General features: G+C 66.5%; 12 protein-coding genes. 10 read left to right on the top strand and 2 right to left on the bottom strand.

Features of this window, described 5'->3' with window-relative positions; translation table 11 throughout:
• The gene (locus ACI48I_RS18415) at positions 1-1,704 is read right to left on the bottom strand and encodes a GspE/PulE family protein (RefSeq protein ID WP_498575027.1); all 1,704 of its coding nucleotides are present in this window, start codon (positions 1,702-1,704) and stop codon (positions 1-3) included.
• 158 nt (positions 1,705-1,862) lie between these two features.
• Here ACI48I_RS18415 and ACI48I_RS18420 point away from each other — a divergent pair, with 158 nt between their 5' ends.
• From ACI48I_RS18420 to ACI48I_RS18440, 5 genes are all read left to right on the top strand, one after another.
• The gene (locus ACI48I_RS18420) at positions 1,863-2,564 is read left to right on the top strand and encodes a histidine phosphatase family protein (RefSeq protein WP_193686154.1); all 702 of its coding nucleotides are present in this window, start codon (positions 1,863-1,865) and stop codon (positions 2,562-2,564) included.
• A 107-nt stretch (positions 2,565-2,671) separates the two neighbouring features.
• Entirely contained in the window at positions 2,672-3,715 is a 1,044-nt protein-coding gene (locus ACI48I_RS18425) for a phosphotransferase (protein ID WP_498575047.1), read from the top strand.
• Between the two features lie 11 nt (positions 3,716-3,726).
• Positions 3,727-4,944: an acyl-CoA dehydrogenase family protein gene (locus ACI48I_RS18430; protein WP_193686155.1), complete on the top strand. Its 1,218-nt coding sequence runs from the start codon at positions 3,727-3,729 to the stop codon at positions 4,942-4,944.
• Between the two features lie 118 nt (positions 4,945-5,062).
• Entirely contained in the window at positions 5,063-9,466 is a 4,404-nt protein-coding gene (locus ACI48I_RS18435) for a PAS domain-containing protein (RefSeq protein ID WP_498575028.1), read from the top strand.
• The gene (locus ACI48I_RS18440; protein ID WP_498575029.1) at positions 9,463-10,395 is read left to right on the top strand and encodes a diguanylate cyclase; all 933 of its coding nucleotides are present in this window, start codon (positions 9,463-9,465) and stop codon (positions 10,393-10,395) included. Before ACI48I_RS18435 ends, ACI48I_RS18440 begins: the two co-directional genes overlap by 4 nt.
• On the opposite strand, the gene ACI48I_RS18445 is transcribed toward ACI48I_RS18440, so the two are convergent.
• Positions 10,382-10,798, bottom strand: a complete 417-nt coding sequence (locus tag ACI48I_RS18445; RefSeq protein ID WP_498575030.1) for a hypothetical protein — start codon at positions 10,796-10,798, stop codon at positions 10,382-10,384. The genes ACI48I_RS18440 and ACI48I_RS18445 overlap by 14 nt on opposite strands.
• Before the next feature lie 312 nt (positions 10,799-11,110).
• Between ACI48I_RS18445 and ilvD the strand changes: the two genes are divergently transcribed.
• The 5 genes from ilvD to ACI48I_RS18470 all read left to right on the top strand — a co-directional run.
• Positions 11,111-12,973, top strand: a complete 1,863-nt coding sequence (gene ilvD / locus ACI48I_RS18450) for a dihydroxy-acid dehydratase (RefSeq protein ID WP_193686159.1) — start codon at positions 11,111-11,113, stop codon at positions 12,971-12,973.
• 267 nt (positions 12,974-13,240) lie between these two features.
• A complete protein-coding gene (locus ACI48I_RS18455) occupies positions 13,241-15,415 on the top strand; it encodes a type I secretion system permease/ATPase (protein WP_193686160.1) in 2,175 nt (724 codons plus the stop codon).
• Positions 15,399-16,799, top strand: a complete 1,401-nt coding sequence (locus ACI48I_RS18460; RefSeq protein WP_498575031.1) for an HlyD family type I secretion periplasmic adaptor subunit — start codon at positions 15,399-15,401, stop codon at positions 16,797-16,799. Before ACI48I_RS18455 ends, ACI48I_RS18460 begins: the two co-directional genes overlap by 17 nt.
• A 12-nt stretch (positions 16,800-16,811) precedes the next feature.
• On the top strand, positions 16,812-17,453 hold the full coding sequence (locus tag ACI48I_RS18465) for a LuxR C-terminal-related transcriptional regulator (protein ID WP_193686161.1): 642 nt from the start codon (positions 16,812-16,814) through the stop codon (positions 17,451-17,453).
• Positions 17,454-17,906: 453 nt separating this feature from the next.
• On the top strand, positions 17,907-20,516 hold a 2,610-nt coding region (locus ACI48I_RS18470; RefSeq protein WP_498575032.1), incomplete at its 3' end, for a cadherin domain-containing protein.

Genomic DNA, 20,516 nt, shown 5'->3' on the forward strand with positions numbered 1-20,516 from the left:
TCAGTCGTCCATCTGGTTACTGATGCGCATCGCTTCGCCGACCGTCGTGCGGCCCTGCACGGCCAGCGCCACGCCATGGCGGCGCAGCGTCTCGCCGCCCATTTCCTCGTGCGCGACCTTCAGGAAGTGGGCCGGATCGGGGTGGTTTGCTGCATCGGTGACGGCGCGGGTCATCTCCAGTAATTCGTACACGCCGGTACGGCCGCGGAAGCCGGTGCCGTTGCAGTGCGAGCAGCCCTTCCCGTGGAAGAACCTGGCCTGCTCGACGAAGGTGCCGAGCTCGGCGCGCAGCCAGGTCTGCTCCGGCGGGGTCGGCGTGTAGCCGGTGCTGCAGCTTTCACAGATCACGCGCACCAGGCGCTGGGCCAGCACGGCCTGCAGCGAGCCGCCGACCATGTAGCGCGGCACGCCCATGTCCATCAGGCGCAGCGGCGTGCTTGCGGCATCGTTCGTGTGCAGGGTCGAGAGCACCAGGTGGCCGGTCATGGCGGCGCGCAGGCCGATCTGCGCCGTTTCCTGGTCGCGCATCTCGCCGACCAGCACGATGTCCGGGTCCTGGCGCAGCGCCGAACGCAGCACGCGCGCAAAGGACAACTCGATCTTGTCGTTCACCTGCACCTGGTTGATGCCCTGCAGCCGGTATTCGACCGGGTCCTCGACCGTGATCAGCTTTTTTTCCACGGAGTTGAGTTCGGCCAGCGCGCTGTACAGGGTGGTGGTCTTGCCGCTGCCGGTGGGACCGGTGACCAGCACCAGGCCGTTCGGGCGCTGCACGATGGCGCGGAAGCGCTCCAGCATCTTGCGCGGCATGCCGATCGATTCCAGGCGCAGCGTATTGCCGGCCTGGTTCAGGAGACGCATCACGACCGATTCGCCGAACTGGGTCGGCATGGTCGAGATACGCACGTCGATGCGCTGGTTCTTGACTTTCATGGCGAAGCGGCCGTCCTGCGGCAGGCGCTTTTCCGAGATGTCGAGGTCGGCCATCAATTTGAGGCGCAGGGCGAGCGGCGTGGCGATCTTGATGTCGGCCTCGGTCTGCAGGTGCAGCACGCCGTCGATGCGAAAGCGGATCTGCAGGCGTCCTTCCTGCGGCTCGATGTGGATGTCCGAGGCGCGCACCTGGGTGGCGTCGTCGAACACCGATTGCAGCAGTTTCACGACCGGCGCTTCTTCCAGCCCGGGATTGGCGGTCATCGCGCCGAAGTCGACGAAGGCGTCGCCGATGTCGGCCTCGACCTCTTTCGCGAAGTCGGTGATCTCGCCGGTGCGGCGGTAGATGCGGTCGATCGTGTGCAGCACCTCGGTCTCGTTGACCACGGCCAGCTCGACGTTCCGGCGAAGCAGGCGCGCGATCTCATCGTACGCGAACAGGTCGGTCGGATCGGACACGCCGACCAGCAGGCCGCCCTGGCGCTCCTCCAGGACGACGGCGCGGAAACGGCGCGCGGCCGTTTCCGGCAGCAGGCGCACCAGGGCGTCGCTGATGTTGTAGAACTTGAGGTTGATGTAGGGGATATTCAGCTGGCGCGCCAGCGCGCCCGAGATCTGTTCTTCGGTAACGAACCCGTTCTCGACGAACACGCGTCCAAGCTTGCGCCCGGTGCGTTTCTGGTCTGCGAGCGCCTGGGTCAGCTGCTCCTCGGACAGCAGCTTTTGCTGCACCAGGATTTCGCCGAGCCGGACTTTTTCTGGCCTTGCCATGCTACCCCTTCGATTGCCTACAAAATGGGAAATCATTTTAAGGCAGAACGGAGCAATATTTACCGTTGGAATTTGTTTTGTGGTTGAAAGGCAGCGCTCGGCAGCGGAGGCCGTGTAATATGAATAAGATTCGAAACGCGAGAATTGCCGAGGAGAACATGAACGACCAACCCAGCGCGCGCCGCCGCGTCTTCCTGATGCGCCACGGAAGCGTCACCTACTTCGACGCCGCCGGCCGCCCCGTCCTGCCCGAACAAGTCCCGCTGAACGAGCTCGGGCGCGCCCAGGCCGATGCCGCCGGCGCCGCCTTTGCCGCCGCCGGCATCAGCTTCGACCGGGTGATCGTCTCGGGCCTGCCCCGCACCGTCGAGACCGCGGCGCGGGTACTCGCCGTCACGAAACAGGACATCGAACCCGAAACCTGGCCCGAACTCCACGAAATCCGCGGCGGCCGCCTCTCCACCATCCCGCAGGACGAACTGAAGCGCGCCTTTACCGGCGTCTTCGAGGGCATGGTCGAGCAAGAGCAGCGCTTCCTCGGCGGCGAATCGGTGGGCGAGATGATGGACCGGGTCCACCCGGCGCTGGACCGCCTGCGCGCCGATCCCGGCTGGGACACGGTGCTGCTGGTCCTGCACGGCGGCGTCAATTGCGCGATCCTGTCGCTCGCCCTCACCGGCCAGCGCCTGTTCCTGGGCAACCTGGCCCAGGAAGCGGGCTGCATCAACGCCCTCGACGTCGGCGCGGATCCGCTGGACTGGGTGGTACGCTTCGTGAACCACGTGCCGCCCTCGCCGCTGCTGCCCGACGCCCGTAGCACGACGATGGAACAGCTGTACAGCCAATACAAACGCGCCTGACATTGTCAGCAAAATAAATAGTACGGTCGTTCGCTTCATCAGCTAAAATCGATTGCCAATGAGTTTTGAAAACAACACAGGAGGAGACGCCAGTGTACGAAGAAATGATGGGGACCAAGCCGGTCTCTGAGCGCCAGAAATTCGATGTCGAGGCGCTGGCCGGCTGGCTGCGGGCGAACGTGCCGGACTTCCCGGCCGGCCCCTTGGAAGTTGAACAATTCAAGGGCGGGCAATCGAACCCGACCTTCAAACTGCGCGCGGGAGACAAACAGTACGTCCTGCGCACCAAGCCGGGCCCGGCGGCGAAACTGCTGCCTTCGGCCCACGCCATCGACCGCGAATTCCGCGTCATGAACGCGCTGCACGGGGCCGGTTTCCCGGTGCCGCGCCAGATCGCCCTCTGCACCGACGAATCCGTCATCGGCCGCGCATTCTTCCTGATGGACTTCGTCGAAGGCCGCGTGCTGTGGGAACAGTCGCTGCCCGGCATGACGCCGGACGAACGGGGCGCCATCTACGACGAGCTCAACCGCGTGATCGCGCAGCTGCACACGGTCGACTACGCCGCCATCGGCCTCGCCGATTACGGCAAGCCCGGCAATTATTTCGCGCGCCAGATCGAGCGCTGGACCAGACAGTACCAGGCCTCCGCGACCGAACAGATCGAAGCGATGGACCGCCTGATCGAATGGCTCCCCCAAAACATCCCGCCCGGCGAAGACACCTCCATCGTGCATGGCGACTTCCGGCTCGATAACATTATCTTCCACCCGACCGAGCCGCGCGTCCTGGCCGTGCTCGACTGGGAACTGTCGACGCTCGGCCACCCGCTCGCCGATTTCTCCTACCACTGCATGAGCTGGTATATCGAGCCCGGCAAATTCCGCGGCATCGGCGGCCTCGATCTCGCCAGCCTCGGCATCCCGGACCTGGAAACCTATGTCGCGCGCTATTCCGAGCGCACCGGCAAGACGATCCGGCTCGAGGATTTCAATTTTTATCTTGCCTATAACATGTTCCGGCTGGCCGGCATCATGCAGGGCATCATGAAACGCTATGTCGACGGCACCGCCTCGAGCGCGCAGGCGCTGGAAAACGGCAAGGCCGCCCGCCCGATGGCCGAGATGGCCTGGCAATTCGCGAACCGCTAAAGGAGAGATTCATGGATTTCGATTATTCCGACCGTTGCAAGGAACTGCGCAACCGCCTGCTCGCCTTCATGGACGAGCATATCTACCCGAACGAAAAAGCCTATAAACAGGAAATCGACGCCAACGGCGTGGCCGGCAACCGCTGGGTGCCGACCGAGATCATCGAGCGCCTCAAACCGCTGGCGCGCGAACAGGGCCTGTGGAACCTGTTCCTGCCGAAGTCCAGGCGGGCGCCGGAAGGCCTGTCGAACCTCGATTACGCGCCGCTCTGCGAAATCATGGGCCGGGTCGGCTGGGCGCCCGAAGTGTTCAATTGCGGCGCGCCCGATACCGGCAACATGGAAACGCTGGAACGCTACGCCTCCGAAGAGCACAAGACCCAATGGCTCGAGCCCCTGCTGCGCGGCGAGATCCGTTCCGCCTTCGCCATGACCGAACCCGACGTCGCCTCCTCGGACGCGACCAACATCGCGACCCGCATCGAGCGCGATGGCGATGAATACGTCATCAACGGCCATAAATGGTGGATCTCGGGCGCCGGCGATCCGCGCTGCCAGATTTATATTGTCATGGGCAAGACCGATCCGACTGCCGCGCGCCACCAGCAGCAGTCGATGATCCTGGTCCCGGCCAATACGCCCGGCATCACCGTCAAGCGGCCGCTGCCCGTGTTCGGCTACGACGACGCCCCGCACGGCCACTGCGAAATCCTGTTCGAGAACGTCCGTGTGCCGGCCGCCAACATGCTCCTCGGCGAAGGCCGCGGCTTCGAGATCGCCCAGGGCCGCCTCGGGCCGGGCCGCATCCACCATTGCATGCGCGCCATCGGCGTGGCCGAGCGGGCCCTCGAACTGATGTGCAAGCGCCTCGATTCGCGTGTCGCCTTCGGCAAGAAGATTTCCGAACAGGGCGTCTGGCGCGAGCGCATCGCCGAGTCGCGCATCCGTATCGACACCGCGCGCCTGCTCACTCTCAAAGCCGCCTGGATGATGGACACCGTCGGCAACAAGGTGGCGGCGGCCGAGATCGCGATGATCAAGGTGCTGGCGCCGAACGTGGCCCAGCAGGTGCTGGACTGGGCGATCCAGGCCCACGGCGCCGGCGGCGTGTCGGACGACTTCCCGCTCGCTTACCAGTGGGCGGGCAACCGCACGCTGCGCCTGGCCGACGGCCCGGACGAGGTACACCGCAACGCGATCGCCAAGGTCGAGCTTGCCAAATACCTATGATTTGTTGCTGAGCATCTACAGATAAGGAGTAGGCGGCGGCGCGTGCTACCGCCTTCCCCCTGTCTTCGATACCATGGCCGCTGGCGGCGCAACCGCACTGCCCCGACCTGGACACGATTTGCCACTGTTTCGCCGCACTTCCCTGCCTTCGATCCGCTCGAAGCTGTTCACCCTCGTCCTTGCCAGCGTGCTGCCGCTCCTGTTCGCGTATGTCGCTTTCGTGCGCGACGCCGGCCAGCGCGAAGCCGGGCACGTGGCGCGCGACGCCGCCACCGTCACCCGCGCGCTGGCGGCGGCGCTCGACCGCGAGCTCGAGAGCGCCGAAACGGCAGGCCGGGTCGCGGCCGCCTGGCCGACCCTGGCCCCGGGCACGCTTGCGCAGTTCCACGCCCAGTCGCGCCAGCTGCTGCTGCGTCCGGAATTCCCGGCATCGAACTTCGCCCTGAGCGGTGCCGACGGCCGGCCGCTGCTCGACACCCATTGGGCCTTCGGCGCCGCCTTGCCGGCGACGCCGAACCAGGAATCGGTCGATGCCGTGCTGCGCCGCGGCGACGCCCGGATTTCCAGCCTCTACTCCCCTGGACCGGGCCAGGGCTTCGTGTTCTCGGCCGACGTCCCGGTCTGGCGCGACGGCAAGGTTGCGTATGTGCTCTCGACCCAGGTGCGCCCCAGGCGCGTGGCCGACCTGCTCGGCGCCCAGCAATTGCCGCCGGGCTGGGTGGCCGAGGTGTTCGATGCGCGCGGCCTGGTGGTGGCCCGCAATATCGACAGCGCCAGCTATGTCGGCACCCCGATGAACGGCGTGCTGGCTTCCAACGCGGCGGCCAGTCCCGAAGGCCTGGCGCACCTGCCCGAGGACTACGACGGCATGCGCCAGCATGCGGCCTGGATGCGCTCGAACAGCCATGGCTGGATCGTGGCGGTCACCTATCCGGACGACGCCGCGCGCGAACTGCTGGGCCATGCCTTGCCGGCCACCGTCGCCGCATCGAGCGCCCTGCTCGGCCTCGGCCTGCTGCTGGCCTGGATCATCGGCGGTACCATCGCACGCTCGGTGCAGGGCCTGGTCGAACCGGCCGCCGCCTTGGGGCGCGGCGAACCGCTCGGCCTGGCCCCGCCGGAAATCCGCGAGACGGCGACCGTGGCCGACGCGCTGCGCGAGGTGGAACGCGAACTGCTGCGCTACCGCAGCGACCTGGAAGCGCGTGTCGCCGACCGCACCGCCGAACTCGAACGCCTGAACGTCCGCCTGGAGACGGTGTATGCCACGGCGCCGGTCGGCCTGTGTTTTGTCGATCGCAACCTGCGCTTCGTGATGATCAACGACTGCCTGGCGGCGATCAATGCCGTGCCGGCGATCGGCCACCTCGGGCGCACCCTGCCGGAGCTGCTGGGCGAAGTGGGCGTCGCCTTCGAGGCGCCCTACCGCCGCGTGCTGGAAACCGGGCGCGCCCTGCGCGACCTCGAGGTGGCCGGCGAGGTGCCGGCCGAGCCGGGCGTGACGCGCTACTGGCTCTCCAGCTATTACCCGGTGTTCGGCCCTGAACACGAACTGGTGGGCATCAACGCGGTCGTGATCGACATTACCGAGCGCAAGATGCTCGAGCGCCAGAACCGCGACAACGAAGCGATGTTCCGGGTCCTGTTCGAGGGCTCGGGCGACGCCCAGGCGCTGCTGGCCCATAACGCCAACTTCGTCAGTGCGAACGCGGCCGCGGCCACGCTGTTCGGCTGCAGCGTCGAGGAGTTGGTGATGCTGTCGCCAGTCACCGTATCTCCCGAGTTCCAGCCGAACGGACGCCGCTCCGAGGACATGGCCGCTGAGCTGATGCGGCGCGCACTGGACGAAGGCGGCGTCCAGTTCGAATGGGTGCACCAGCGCCGCGACGGCGGCAACTTCCACGCCGATATCCGCCTCACCAGCGTCGACATCGGCGGCCGCGGCATGATGCAGGTGACGATCCGCGACATCAGCGAACGGGTCGCGGCCGATGCCGCCCTGCGCGCCAGCGGCGCCCAGCTGCGCCAGCGCGAGCGCTTCATCCGCACCGTCACCGACAACCTGCCGGCCCTGGTCAGCTACTGGGATGCCGACGAACGGCTGCGCTTTGCCAACCGGCCGGCCCTGGCCAGGCTCGGCGTCGTCGACGACGCCGACGTGATCGGGCGCTATGCGGCCGAACTGGTCCCGGCCGACATCCGCGCGCAACTGCTGGTCTACATACGCGGCGTCCTGGCGGGCACGCCGCAGAATTTCGAGACCGGCCTGCGCAGCCGGGACGGCACGCCGACCCACATCTGGGGCAGCTACCTGCCCGACATCGACAAGGAGGGACGGGTGCGCGGCTTCTACGCGCTGCATGCCGACGTCTCCGAGCTGAAACTGACCGAAGGCCGCCTGGTCGAGGCCCTGCGCGAAGCCGAACAGGCCAGCCGCGCCAAGAGCGAATTCCTCGGCAACATGAGCCATGAAATCCGCACCCCGATGAACGCCATCATGGGCCTGGCGCGCCTGCTCGAGGAAGCCCCGCTGGGCCGGCGCGAGCGCGCCCACGTCGCCCACATCAGGCGCGCCTCGGCGTCGCTGCTCGGCATCCTCAGCGACCTGCTCGACTATGCCAGGTCCGATGCCGGCCAGCTGGAGCTGGAACACGTGCCGCTGCAACTCGACACCACGCTGCAGGGGGTGGCCGTGCTGAGCGTACCGAACGCCCGGGCCAAGGGGATCGAAACCGTATTCGCGGTGGGGCCCGGCGTGCCGCGGGTGCTGCGCGGCGATCCGACCCGGCTCGAACAGGTGCTGCTGAACCTGGTGGGCAATGCGGTCAAGTTCACCGAACGCGGCGAGATCGTCCTGTCGGTCGAGGTGGCCGCGCGCAGCCCGGGACGGGTGCGCCTGCGCTTTGCCGTGCGCGACACCGGGATCGGCATCGCGCAGGAAGACCAGGCGCGCCTGTTCGAACCCTTCTCGCAGGGCGACAGCGCGACCGGCCGCAAGTACGGCGGCGTTGGCCTCGGACTGTCGATCGCGCGCCGGCTGGTGGCGCTGATGGGTGGCAGCCTGGCCGTGGAGAGCAGCCCGGGACTGGGTTCGACCTTCCACTTCGAAGCCGGGTTCGGCGAACTCGAAGCGCCGGCCGCAGCAAGCCCGGCGCCCCTCGCGCCGCTGCGCGTGCTGGTCGCGGACGAGAATGCCAGCGCGGCCGCGGCGCTCGGCAGCGACCTGCGTGGCCGCGGCTGGGAAGTGGAATGCGCAGCGAGCGCTCCCGCAGCGCTCGAGAAGCTGAGCGGCGCACCGCTTGACCTCGCCTTCCTCGACGCCGGCCTGCCGGGCCTGGCCGGCGCCGCCAGGCTGCCGCCGACGGTGCTGCTGGTGGCCGATGCCGACGCCGCGGCGCCGGTGCTGCCGGCCGCGCCGCGCCTTGCCCTGCTGGCCAAACCCTTCACCCGCAGCGCGCTCGATGCCGTCCTCGTGGAACTGGAAGGCGCCGCCGCACCCGGCAGCCCGCCGCGCACGCCGCTGGCTGCGTGCCTGGCCGGCCTGCGCGTGCTGGTGGTGGAGGACAACGCCATCAACCAGGAAGTGGCGACCTATGTGCTGACCCACGCCGGCGCGCTGGTGGCGGTGGCCGCCAACGGCCGCGTCGCGCTCGACATGCTGAACGCGCCGGACGCGGCCTATGACGCCGTCCTGATGGACTTGCAGATGCCGGTGATGAACGGCTACGAGACGACCGAAGCGATCCGGGGCATGGGCCTGCACGCGCTGCCGGTGATCGCAATGAGCGCGAATACCCTGGACGAAGACCGCCGGCGCGCCTTCGAGGCCGGCATGGATGACCACCTGTCCAAGCCGGTCGACGTCGATGAGCTGGTGGCGACGCTGGCGCGCCTGACCGGACGCGCGACCGCGCCGGCGGCCCTGGCGGCGTCCGGCGCCCCCCTGCCGAAGCTGCCCGGCATCGACCTCAAGGCCGCGCTGCCGCGTTTCGGCGGCAGCGTCGAGGCCTTCGCCGCCGTCTTCGCCCGCTTCGCGGCCGGCGCCGGCGCCAGCGTCGACCAGTTGCATGCGCACATGGACGCGGCCGAGCATCCGGAGGCGCTGGTGCTCGCGCACCGCCTGCGCGGGGTGGCCGCGAACCTGGGCGCGGTCGATCTCGCCGCCCACGCGCTTGCGCTGGAAGCGGCCCTGCGCGCGGGCGACGACGCGGGGGCCGCGCGCCAGCTGGCCCTGCTCGACGCCGCCCTGGCGCCGCTCCAGGCCGCCGCGCGCGACCTGGCGCCCGCGGCGCCGGCAGGGTCCGCTCCGCAGGCCGATCCGCGCGCGTTGGCACAGCTGCTGGAATTGCTACAGAATAACAATATGAAGGCGCTGGCGGTGCATGCCGCGCTGGCGGACCGCCTCGCTGCGCTGTTGGGCAGCGCGCACGCGCTGGCGCTGGCCGAGGCGGTCGGCACGCTGCGCTTCGAACACGCGGCATCGCTGCTGGAGGCTATACTGGATCAAAAGGGAGACGCATGAGCTGGAGCGAGTTGGCCCTGAACGGGCGCATCCTGGTCGTCGACGACGCCATGGAAAATATCCAGATCCTGCACGCGGCATTGCAGGACGAGCACGAGGTGCTGTTTGCCCTCGACGGCAGCAAGGCGCTCGCGCTCGCCGCCAGCCAGCGCCCGGACCTGATCCTGCTGGACGCCGTCATGCCCGGCATGGATGGCTACGCGGTGCTGCAGGCCCTGCGCGCCGCGCTCGAGACCGGCGACACCCCGGTCATTTTCGTCACTGCCCTGTCTTCCCCGGAAGACGAAACGCGCGCGCTCGACGCCGGCGCGGCCGACTTCATCAGCAAACCGGTGAACGCCGCCGTGGTGCGCGCCCGCGTGCGCACGCAACTCACCGTGAAGCGCCAGGCCGACGCGCTACGGGCGCTGACCCTGACCGACAGCCTGACCGGCGTCGCCAACCGCCGCGCCTTCAGCGAACGGATCGACGCCGAATGGCGCCGCTGCGGGCGCGGCGGGCTGCCGCTGTCGCTGATCCTGGCCGACATCGACCACTTCAAGCTCTTCAACGACCATTACGGCCACCAGGCCGGCGACGCCTGCCTGGAGCAGGTCGCGCGCGCCATGTGCCGCGCCGCGAATCGCGCCCAGGACCTCGTGGCGCGCTACGGCGGCGAAGAATTCGCGATCCTGCTGCCCGAGACGGATGTAGCAGGCGCCGAATGCGTGGCCCGGCGCGTGCTGGACGAACTGGCCGCGCTCGCCATCGCGCACGCGGTCTCGCCGACCGCCCCGCTGCTCACCGCCAGCATGGGCATTGCCACCCTGGTGCCGGACCGCGCGCAGGCCAGCGCCTCGCTGATCCGGGCGGCCGACGCGCTGCTGTACCAGGCCAAGGCGGCTGGGCGCAACCGGTATTGCGCGGCGCCCGGGCTTACTGGATCTTGAACACGCCTGCGTCGATCAGTTCGGCATTCGAACGGCGCATGGCAGCGGCATAGCGTGCATTGTGAAAGGCGAGCTCGAACCGGGCGATGTGCTTGTCGCCGATCCAGGCCTCGGTGAGCTCGACGGGCTGGTAATAGGTGCCGCCTGCCCGCTTCGGCTTGCGGGTCGTATAGTAGCCCGCCGTCAGCAAGGCGGACAGGATCAGCGCGCTGTAAAACAGGCTGCCGGCGACGAAACCCGGCAACAGGGCGTGCGACATCACCAGGCCCAGGAATGCGCACGAGGTGACCAGGCAATACACGATGCCTTTGGCGAGCCAGCCATGGCGCGCCCGTTTTGCCGAGCCTTTGCACCCGGCGCAGTACGGGAACGATTCGGTCAGCGTCAGCTCGGTGCCGAACACGAAGAAGAAGCGACCTGTTTCATTGGCGTGTCGACAAATTCGAGCTGCCCGTGCCCGCCGCAATTGCAGCAGCAATCCGGCGGGGTCGTCAGCGCCAGCCTGGCCGACGTATAGCTTCCGACAAACATGAGGTTCTCCCTTGACTGTTATTAGTGGTCACACCCTCCGAAGTCTACGGCAGAAGTTTATTTATAGCAACATTATGCTGTGATTCACCAAAAGAATCACTGCGTTCGAAATCGCATATTGGACATATCATTGCCCATCCGGCATCCTGAAGCCTTCATTCGCCCGCTGCCTTCAGGAAAAACCATGCCGACTTACCGTTCCCACACCACCACCCAGGGCCGCAACATGGCCGGCGCCAGAGCCTTGTGGCGCGCCACCGGCATGAAGGACGGCGACTTCGACAAGCCGATCATCGCCGTCGTCAATTCCTTCACCCAGTTCGTGCCCGGCCATGTGCACCTGAAGGACCTGGGCCAGCTGGTGGCGCGCGAGATCGAAGCGCATGGCGGCGTGGCCAAGGAATTCAATACCATCGCGGTGGACGACGGCATCGCCATGGGCCACGGCGGCATGCTCTACTCGCTGCCCTCGCGCGACCTGATCGCCGACTCGGTCGAGTACATGGTCAATGCCCACTGCGCCGACGCCATGGTCTGCATCTCGAACTGCGACAAGATCACCCCGGGCATGCTGATGGCCGCGATGCGCCTGAACATCCCGACCGTCTTCGTCTCCGGCGGTCCGATGGAAGCGGGCAAGGTCGTGAAAGTCGTGAACAACGAGCGCAAGGTCATCAAGCTCGACCTGATCGACGCCATGATCAAGGCCGGCGATTCGACCGTGTCGGACGCCGACGTGCTCGAAGCCGAGCGCTCGGCCTGCCCGACCTGCGGTTCCTGCTCCGGCATGTTCACCGCGAACTCGATGAACTGCCTGACCGAGGCGCTCGGCCTGTCCCTGCCCGGCAACGGCACCATCGTCGCAACCCACGCCGACCGCAAGGAACTGTTCCTGAACGCGGGCCGCCTGATCGTCGACATCGCCAGGCGCCACTACGAACAGGACGACTACTCGGTCCTGCCGCGCTCGATCGCCACCAAGGCGGCCTTCGAGAACGCGATGGCGCTCGACGTCTCGATGGGCGGCTCGACCAACACCGTCCTGCACCTGCTGGCCGCCGCCCACGAAGCGCAGGTCGAATTCACGATGGCCGACATCGACCGCATTTCGCGTCTGGTGCCCTGCCTGTGCAAGGTCGCGCCGATGACCGACAAGTACCACATCGAGGACGTGCACCGCGCCGGCGGCATCTTCGCCATCCTCGGCGAACTGGCGCGGGCAGGTTTGTTCGATACCTCGCTCCCGACCGTACACAGCCCGACCTTCGAAGCGGCGATCGCGAAATACGACATCCGCGTCAGCGACGACCGCGCCGTGCACCAGCTGTTCCGCGCCGCACCGGGCGGCGTGCCGACCCAGGTCGCGTTCTCGCAGTCGGAGCGCTTCGATTCGAACGACATCGACCGCAGCCTGGGCTGCATCCGCGACCGCGCCCACGCCTACTCGCAGGACGGCGGCCTGGCGGTCCTGTACGGGAACATCGCCGCCAAGGGCTGCATCGTGAAAACCGCCGGCGTCGACGAGAGCATTCTGAAATTCTCGGGCAAGGCGCGCGTCTTCGAAAGCCAGGACGCGGCGGTGGAAGCCATCCTGGGCGACAGCGTGCACGCAGGCGACGTCGTCATCATCCGCTACGAAGGCCCGAAAGGCGGTCCCGGCATGCAGGAGATGCTGTATCCGACCTCCTACATCAAGTCGAAGGGCCTCGGCAAAGCCTGCGCCCTGTTCACGGACGGCCGCTTCTCGGGCGGCTCCTCGGGCCTGGTGATCGGCCACGCCTCGCCGGAAGCGGCCGAAGGCGGCGCGATCGGCCTGGTGGAAGAAGGCGACATGATCGACATCGACATCCCGGCGCGCACCATCAACCTGCGCGTGGGCGATGGCGAACTGGCGCAGCGGCGCGCCGCGATGGACGCACGCGGCGCCGACGCCTGGCAGCCGGTCGGCCGCGAACGTTATGTCTCGCAGGCGCTGCAGGCGTATGCGGCACTGACCACATCGGCCGACCGCGGCGCGGTGCGCGACCTGGCGCAGCTCAAGCGCTGAACCGGGAACGGAGGGGCGCCGCCCTGGCGCTCCACATAATTGGTCGTGCGCAATGGCCCCGTCAGGCTGTTGTTCGCGTGCGACGAGTGGCGCCAGCTAAAGCGGCCACAGCAAAAAGTTTATTCACAGGGCATAAACAGTGATACATTGCATTTATAGCACCGACTAACGGTTACATACGGTTGGTGCATGTCGATCCGGTTCGAATGCCCGAGCCGTGCAAGATTGCCGATAGCCAGTTTCTATCAACCTTTCCGACTGACGGTAATGAAGCCGAGCGATGCTCTTGCCCAAGGAAACGACCAGTGGACGCTGCCCCGTGCGGCCACGCGAAGCGACGATCCCCTTTTACAGTGTCTTGTCGAGCTGACGCGGCTGATCGACAAGCCGGTATCGGCCGAGACACTGACGACCGGTTTGCCGCTGGAGGACTCCGGCCTTACTCCCGAGCTCTTCATTCGCGCCGCAGCACGGGCCGGATTGCACGCCAGGCTGGCCAGGCGGCCGCTCGCAAAGATACCCGACCTCACCCTGCCCGTCGTACTGCTGCTGCGCGACCGGCAGGCCTGCATCCTGCAGGGTAAAGCGGGAGAGACGGCCTGGATCATCCTGCCCGACACCGGCGGCGTGCAGGAGATCGGACTGGCGGAACTGGAGCAGCAATATGCCGGTCACCTGCTCTTCGTACGCCCCGAGCACCGTTTCGACGCGCGCACGCAGGACAGCGCCGTGCCCAGGCCGGCGCACTGGTTCTGGGGCGTCGCGGTGCGCTCCTGGCCCGTGTATGCCGAGGTCCTGCTGGCCTCGCTGCTGATCAACCTGTTTGCGCTGGCGATGCCGCTGTTTTCGATGAACGTCTACGACCGCGTGGTACCGAACCATGCGATGGAAACGCTCTGGGCATTGTCGTTCGGCGTCATGCTCGTCATCGTCTTCGACACGCTCATCCGCGCACTGCGCGGCTACTTCATCGACGTCGCCGGCAAGAAGCTCGACGTCGTGCTCTCCGCGAATATCTTCGAGCGGGTACTGGCCATCCGCATGAGCGCCCGCCCCGCTTCGGTCGGCGCCTTTGCCAGCAACCTGCAGGAATTCGAAGCCTTCCGCGAATTCGTCACGTCCGCCACCATCACGGCGCTGATCGACCTGCCCTTCGTCGTCCTGTTCGTAGTCGCCATGTTCTGGGTCGGCGGCCCGCTCGGTTGGGCGCCCCTGCTCGCGATGCCGCTCATCATCGGCGCCAGCCTGGCATTGCAGGCGCCGCTGGCGCGCCTGGTACAGACGAGCTCCAGGCTTGCAGCCCAACGGCAGGCGACCCTGGTCGAAAGCCTGGTCGGGCTCGAAACCATCAAGGTCATGGGCGCCGAGGGAGCAGTCCAGCGCAAGTGGGAACAACTGATCGGGCAATTAGGCAAACTCGCCTTGCGCTCGCGCTTCCTTTCCGCCTGTGCCGTCAATTTTTCCTCGTTCGCTCAGCAGGCCGCTTACCTGGCGGTGATCCTGGTCGGTGTCCACCTGATCGCCGAGGACAAGCTGACCATGGGCGCCCTGATCGCGTGTTCCATCCTCACCGGCCGCGTACTGGCGCCCCTGTCGCAAGTGGCGAGCCTGCTGACGCGCTATCACCAGTCGCGCGATGCCCTGGCCTCGATCGACCGGCTGATGAACCTGCCGGTGGAGCGCCCCCCGGGAAAGGATTTCGTGCATCGCCCCGCCCTGCAAGGCGGCGTCGAATTCAGGAACGTCAGCTTCGCCTATCCGGAACAGACGGCCGAGGCGCTCAGCGAGGTGTCCTTCACGATCCGGCCCGGCGAGCGGGTCGCGATCATCGGCCGTGTCGGTTCCGGCAAGACGACCGTGGAAAAGCTGATCCTCGGGCTCTACCCGCCCAGCGAAGGCGCGGTGCTGATCGACGGCACCGACCAGCGCCAGATCGATCCGGCCGCCCTGCGCCGGGACATCGGCCACGTTCCCCAGGACATCCTCCTGTTCTATGGCAGCGTACGCGACAACATCGTGCTCGGCGCGCCGCATGCCGACGATGCCGCGGTCCTGAGGGCGGCCGATATCGCCGGCGTCACCGAGTTCACGAGCCGCTCGGCGCAGGGACTCGACCTGCCTGTCGGCGAGCGCGGCGAGAAGCTGTCGGGCGGGCAGCGCCAGGCGATCGCGATCGCGCGCGCCGAACTGATGGCGCCGCCGCTGCTGCTGCTCGATGAACCGAGCAGCGCGATGGACAACCGTTCCGAGGAACTGTTCAAGGCCCGCCTCGGCGCCGAGCTGGCCGACCGCACCCTGATCCTCATCTCGCACCGGGCCTCCTTACTGAGCCTGGTGAACCGTTTGATCGTGCTCGACCAGGGACGGGTGGTTGCCGACGGTCCCAAGGAAGCCGTTCTCGCAGCGCTGGCAAAGGGGAAGCTCCATGCAGCAAGCCAATGACAGCGCGCGCAGCGCCGGCCTGCGCGGCCTCGCGCGGCGCGCCGTGGACGCGCTGAAGCCATCGATCGACGACACCGGATTCATGCGCGAGAGCAGCGCCGCACTGCTGGAGGGCCCGCGTTATTTCACCCACTGGATCCTGTGGCTCACGCTGCTGTTCTTCATCCTCGCCCTGTGCTGGGCGGCGCTGGCCACGGTCGACGAGTTCACGGTCGGAGAAGGCAAGGTCATTCCTTCGAGCCAGGTCCAGGTCGTCCAGAACCTGGAAGGCGGGATCGTTTCGGAAATCATGGTGAAGGTCGGAGAAGTGGTGCGCAAGGACCAGCCGCTGATGCGCATCGACGACACTCGCTTCAACGCATCGTCGCGCGAGGGCCAGGCCCGCGACCTGGCCTTGCAGGCGCGCATCGCCCGCCTGTCGGCAGAAGCCGGGAACACGCCCTTCGCGCCGCCCGCGGCCCTGGAGCGGACGGCCCCGAAGCTGGTGGCGGAAGAAAAGACCCTGTTCGCCAGCCGGGCACGCGAGCTGCAGGTGAACCAGGGGGTCTTGCGCCAGCAGGCCGAGCAGCGGCGCCGGGAGCTTGCCGAAAAACGCGGGCGCGAAACCCAGCTGCAGCAAAGTTACGAGCTGATCGCCAGGGAACTGGCCATGATGCGGCCGATGGCGCAGCAGGGAGCGGTGTCGGAAGTGGACCTGCTGCGCCTGGAGCGGCAGGTCAACGACCTGCGTGGCGAGCTCGACGCGACCAGGCTGGCGCTGCCGCGCCTGGAAGCGGCGTACCGCGAGGTCCAGCAGAAAATGGAAGAACTGAGCGCGCACTTCCGCGCCGACGCCATGAAGGAACTGAACCTCGCGCGCGCCGAACAGAGCGCGCTCAGCGCTGCCAACACGGCCCTCGACGACCGCGTCACGCGCACGCTGGTGCGGGCGCCGCTGGCAGGCACCGTCAAGCAAATCAAGGTCAACACCGTCGGCGGCGTGGTCCAGCCGGGCATGGACCTGCTCGAGATCGTGCCCCTGGACGACACCTTGCTCGTCGAGGCGCGCGTGCGTCCGTCGGACATCGCCTTCCTGCGGCCGGGCCAGGAAGCACTGGTCAAGCTGTCGGCGTACGACTTTTCGATCTACGGCGGCCTGCCGGCGACGCTGGAACACATCAGCGCCGATACGCTGATGCCCGAGCGTCCCGGAGAACGGCAGGAAAGCTTTTACCAGATCCGGGTTCGCACCAGGCAGGCCAGGCCGGAGGGGAGCGCCAGGCCGTTGGCGATACTGCCGGGCATGGTCGCGACGGTGGATATCAAAACCGGCAACAAGACCGTGCTCCACTACCTGCTCAAGCCGATTATCAAAACCAAAGAAATGGCGCTTCGTGAACGATAAAAGGAGATGCCCATGATTCTGCTCGCCGGTCCAACATCCGAACTGCTGCGCTACTGGAAACAGGGGCTCGACGGTTTTCCCACGGCCACCTCGGTCGGGAACATGGAAGTGCTACTGGCGGACATGGCGCGTATCAAGCCGGACGTACTCATGCTCGATATGGACTTGCCTGATCTCGACGGTGCCAAAGGTGCCGCCCGCCTGCTGAAACTCCATGCGGCGACCAAAATCATCGCGCTCGCCAGCGAACCGTGCGATATCCGGGAACTGGGGCTGTTCCGGATTGGCGTACGCGGCTGCTGCTGCCACGACATCGCACCCGATCGGGTGAAACTGGTGATCAAGGCGGTACAGCAAGGCGAACTGTGGATCCGCAGGACGCTGACCCCGCGCCTGCTCGACGAACTGGGCGCGCGCATCCGGGCCGACAACGAAGGCCGGCGCGCCGCGATGGCCCGCCTGGCCGACCTGACGCGGCGCGAGCGCGAAATTGCGGAACTGGTCGGCAACGGCGAGTCGAACAAGCAGATCGCGCGCGAATTGACGATCACCGAGAGCACGGTCAAGGCCCACCTGACCGAGATATTCCGCAAGCTCGGCATCGCGGACCGGCTGAAGCTGGCGCTGCTCATCGTGGAACTGGCCGAAGTGTAGCAAGTCGTCCACACCGCCTTGCATCCGGCATGCGCGGTCCCGCGCATGTTCCCTGTCGATCGGCGCCGGCGTCACGCCGGGCCTCCCGCATCCTCCCGCCCGCTGCGTCGACACAACGAAGCGCCCTCGACTTAAGTCGGGGGTGTACCAAAGTCTACTAGTGCGCGTATTGACATTCATTTAGCCTGACTTACGGCCGACTCCGCTAATGACTTCCGACACTTCGATCGGGAGCGCGAAGACCGGCCTGGGGAAAACTGAATGCACACAACATCGCAGGAGACTACCGGCGCCCCGCCAGCGGGCGGCGGCGAAGCGGTCCGCCGGTCGGCGCCCTTCATTTCGGTTGCGGGAAATCGATCCCCCCTGCGGCAACCATCTCCTCCTATTTCAGAGCAGGGCCACAGCTTCTGCGGCACCTTGCCATCCTTCCAAAACTACCAGGAAAAGACCATGACCCAATCCCGCGAAATCGTTTTCATCGATAGTGCCGTCCCTGACCTGAATGACCTGCTTGGATGGATGCTTCCCGGTGTCGAGAAAGTCGTACTGCCGGCCATGCAGCCTCCGGTCGCAGCGATGGCAAACAGCCTGCGCAACCGCAGCGGCATCGACGCCATCCACATCATCGCTCACGGGCAGCCGGGCGAGATCGCCTTCGCATCCGGCCCGCTCTCGCTCGACACGCTCGAAGAAGCGGTCACGGACCTGGGCACGATCGGCGATGCGCTCGAGGATGGCGGCAAGGTGCTGGTGTGGAGCTGCGGCACGGCCAAGGGCGAACGCGGCGGCATCTTCCTCGATGCACTCGCCGCCGTGATCGGGGCGCCGGTGGCGGCGGCAACGGGCCTGGTCGGGTCGGCCGAGCGCGGCGGCCGCTGGGACCTCGATGCATGGTCGGACTTCACCGGATTGACGGCGTCCGCGCCGCTGACGCGTGCCGGACGAGAAGCGTACGCGGGCATCCTGGGTGTCAACAAGATCATCTTCGACCTGAACGGTGCGGCGCCCGGCGTGAACGGGAGCGTGAACTACGTCGAGCAGGCCTCCGCCATTTTCCTGGCGGCGAACGCCACCGTATCGGCATCCGGCAATTTTGCTGGCCTGAGCTTGACGGTGTCGGGCTTGTTGTCCAAGGAAGTGATCGGCCTTGCCGCCGGCGACGGCCTGACAATCTCCGGAAGCACCATCCTCATCGGCGGCAAGGCCGTCGCCACCTTCTCGGGTGGGAACGGGACGAATTTTGTCGTCAGCTTTAACAATCAGGCCGCGGCCGCCGAAGTGGCGACGGTCCTGCATCGCATTACCTATTACAACGGCTCCGATAGCCCGGTCACGCACAGCCTGACCTTTGACCTGGCCGGTATCCAGGACACGGATCTGATCAATATCACGCCGGTGAACGACGGGCCGCTGATCGGGACTGCGACCTTGACGGGCGCCGTGACGGAACAGACCGCGCCGGCGGGCAACCTGACCAGCAGTGGCAACATGGCGTTCACGGATGTCGACCTGACCGACACCCACACGGTAACGGCGGTGTCGGTCGGGACCACGCTGGGCACGATGAATGCGATCAAAACCAGCGACACCACCGGCACCGGCACCGGAGGGGCGCTGACCTGGACCTACACCGTGGCGGACAGTGCGGTCGAATACCTGGCGGCAGGCGAGACGAAGGTCGAGCAGTTTACGGTCACCGTCGACGACGGCCATGGGGGACAAGTCAGCCGGACGGTGTCGGTGACCATTACCGGCACCAACGATGCTCCGGTCATCACATCCCATGGGGGTGGCGCCGCTGCGTCGATCATCGTGGCCGAGAACGCCACGTCGGTTGGCGTTGTAACTGCCACCGACGTCGACCACGGGGCGACCCAGACATTCTCGATCGTGGGTGGTGCGGATGCAGGAAAGTTCAGCATCAACGCCCAGACCGGCGCCCTGTCCTTCGTCTCGGCGCCGGACTTCGAAGCGCCCACGGATGCGGGGGGCGATAACGTGTACGACGTCATCGTCCAGGTGTCGGACGGGACCGCCGTCGACACGCAGGCGATCTCGGTGAGGGTTACCAATCTGAACGACAACGAAGTCAGCGCGATCGTCGATACCAATAACGCTGCCAACGGAGTAGCCGAAAATGCCGCTGCCGGCACCGTCGTTGGCGTGACCGCCTTCGCCACCGATGCCGATAGCGGCGCGACCATCACTTACACCCTGATCGACAATGCAGGCGGCCGCTTCGCCATCGACGCCAACGGCGTCGTGACGGTCGCCAGCGGGGCCGTGCTCGACTTTGAGACCGCATCCAGCTACAACATCACCGTGCTGGCCACTAGTTTGGATGGCTCCACGAGAGCCCAGGTCTTCACCCTGGCGCTCAACAACCTTGACGAAGCCGCCCCGACCATTACTTCGGGCGCGGTTGCTGCGGCGATCGACGAAAACAGAGGAGCCGGCCGGGTGGTCTATACCGCCACCGCTACCGATAGCGCCGACATCAGCGGCGGTGTTACCTACCGCCTGAAAGCGGGAGGCGATGCGGCAGCGTTCAACATCGACAGCGCCAGCGGCGCCGTGACCCTGATCGGCAATCCCAACTTTGAGACCAAGTCCGCTTACACCTTTACGGTGTTGGCAATCGATGCCGCAGGTAACCAGACCGAGCAAACGGTCAGCCTGAATATCAACAACCTCGACGAAGTCGCGCCGACCATTACGTCAAGCGCGGTTGCTACCGCGATCGACGAAAACAGCGGCGTCGGTCAGCTGGTCTATACCGCCACCGCTACCGATACCGGCGACATCAGTGGCGGCCTTGGCTTCAGCCTGAAAGCGGGAGGCGATGCAGCAGCGTTCAGCATCGACGGCGCCAGCGGTGCGGTCACCCTGATCGGCAATCCCGACTTTGAAACCAAGTCCGCCTACACGTTCACGGTGTTGGCAACCGATGCCGCAGGCAACCAGACCGAGCAAACTGTCAGCCTGGATATCAACAACCTGGACGAGGTGGCGCCGACCGTCACTTCCGGAGCGGTTGCTGCGGCGATCAGCGAAAACAGC

This window comes from Massilia sp. LXY-5 (genome assembly GCF_059801075.1).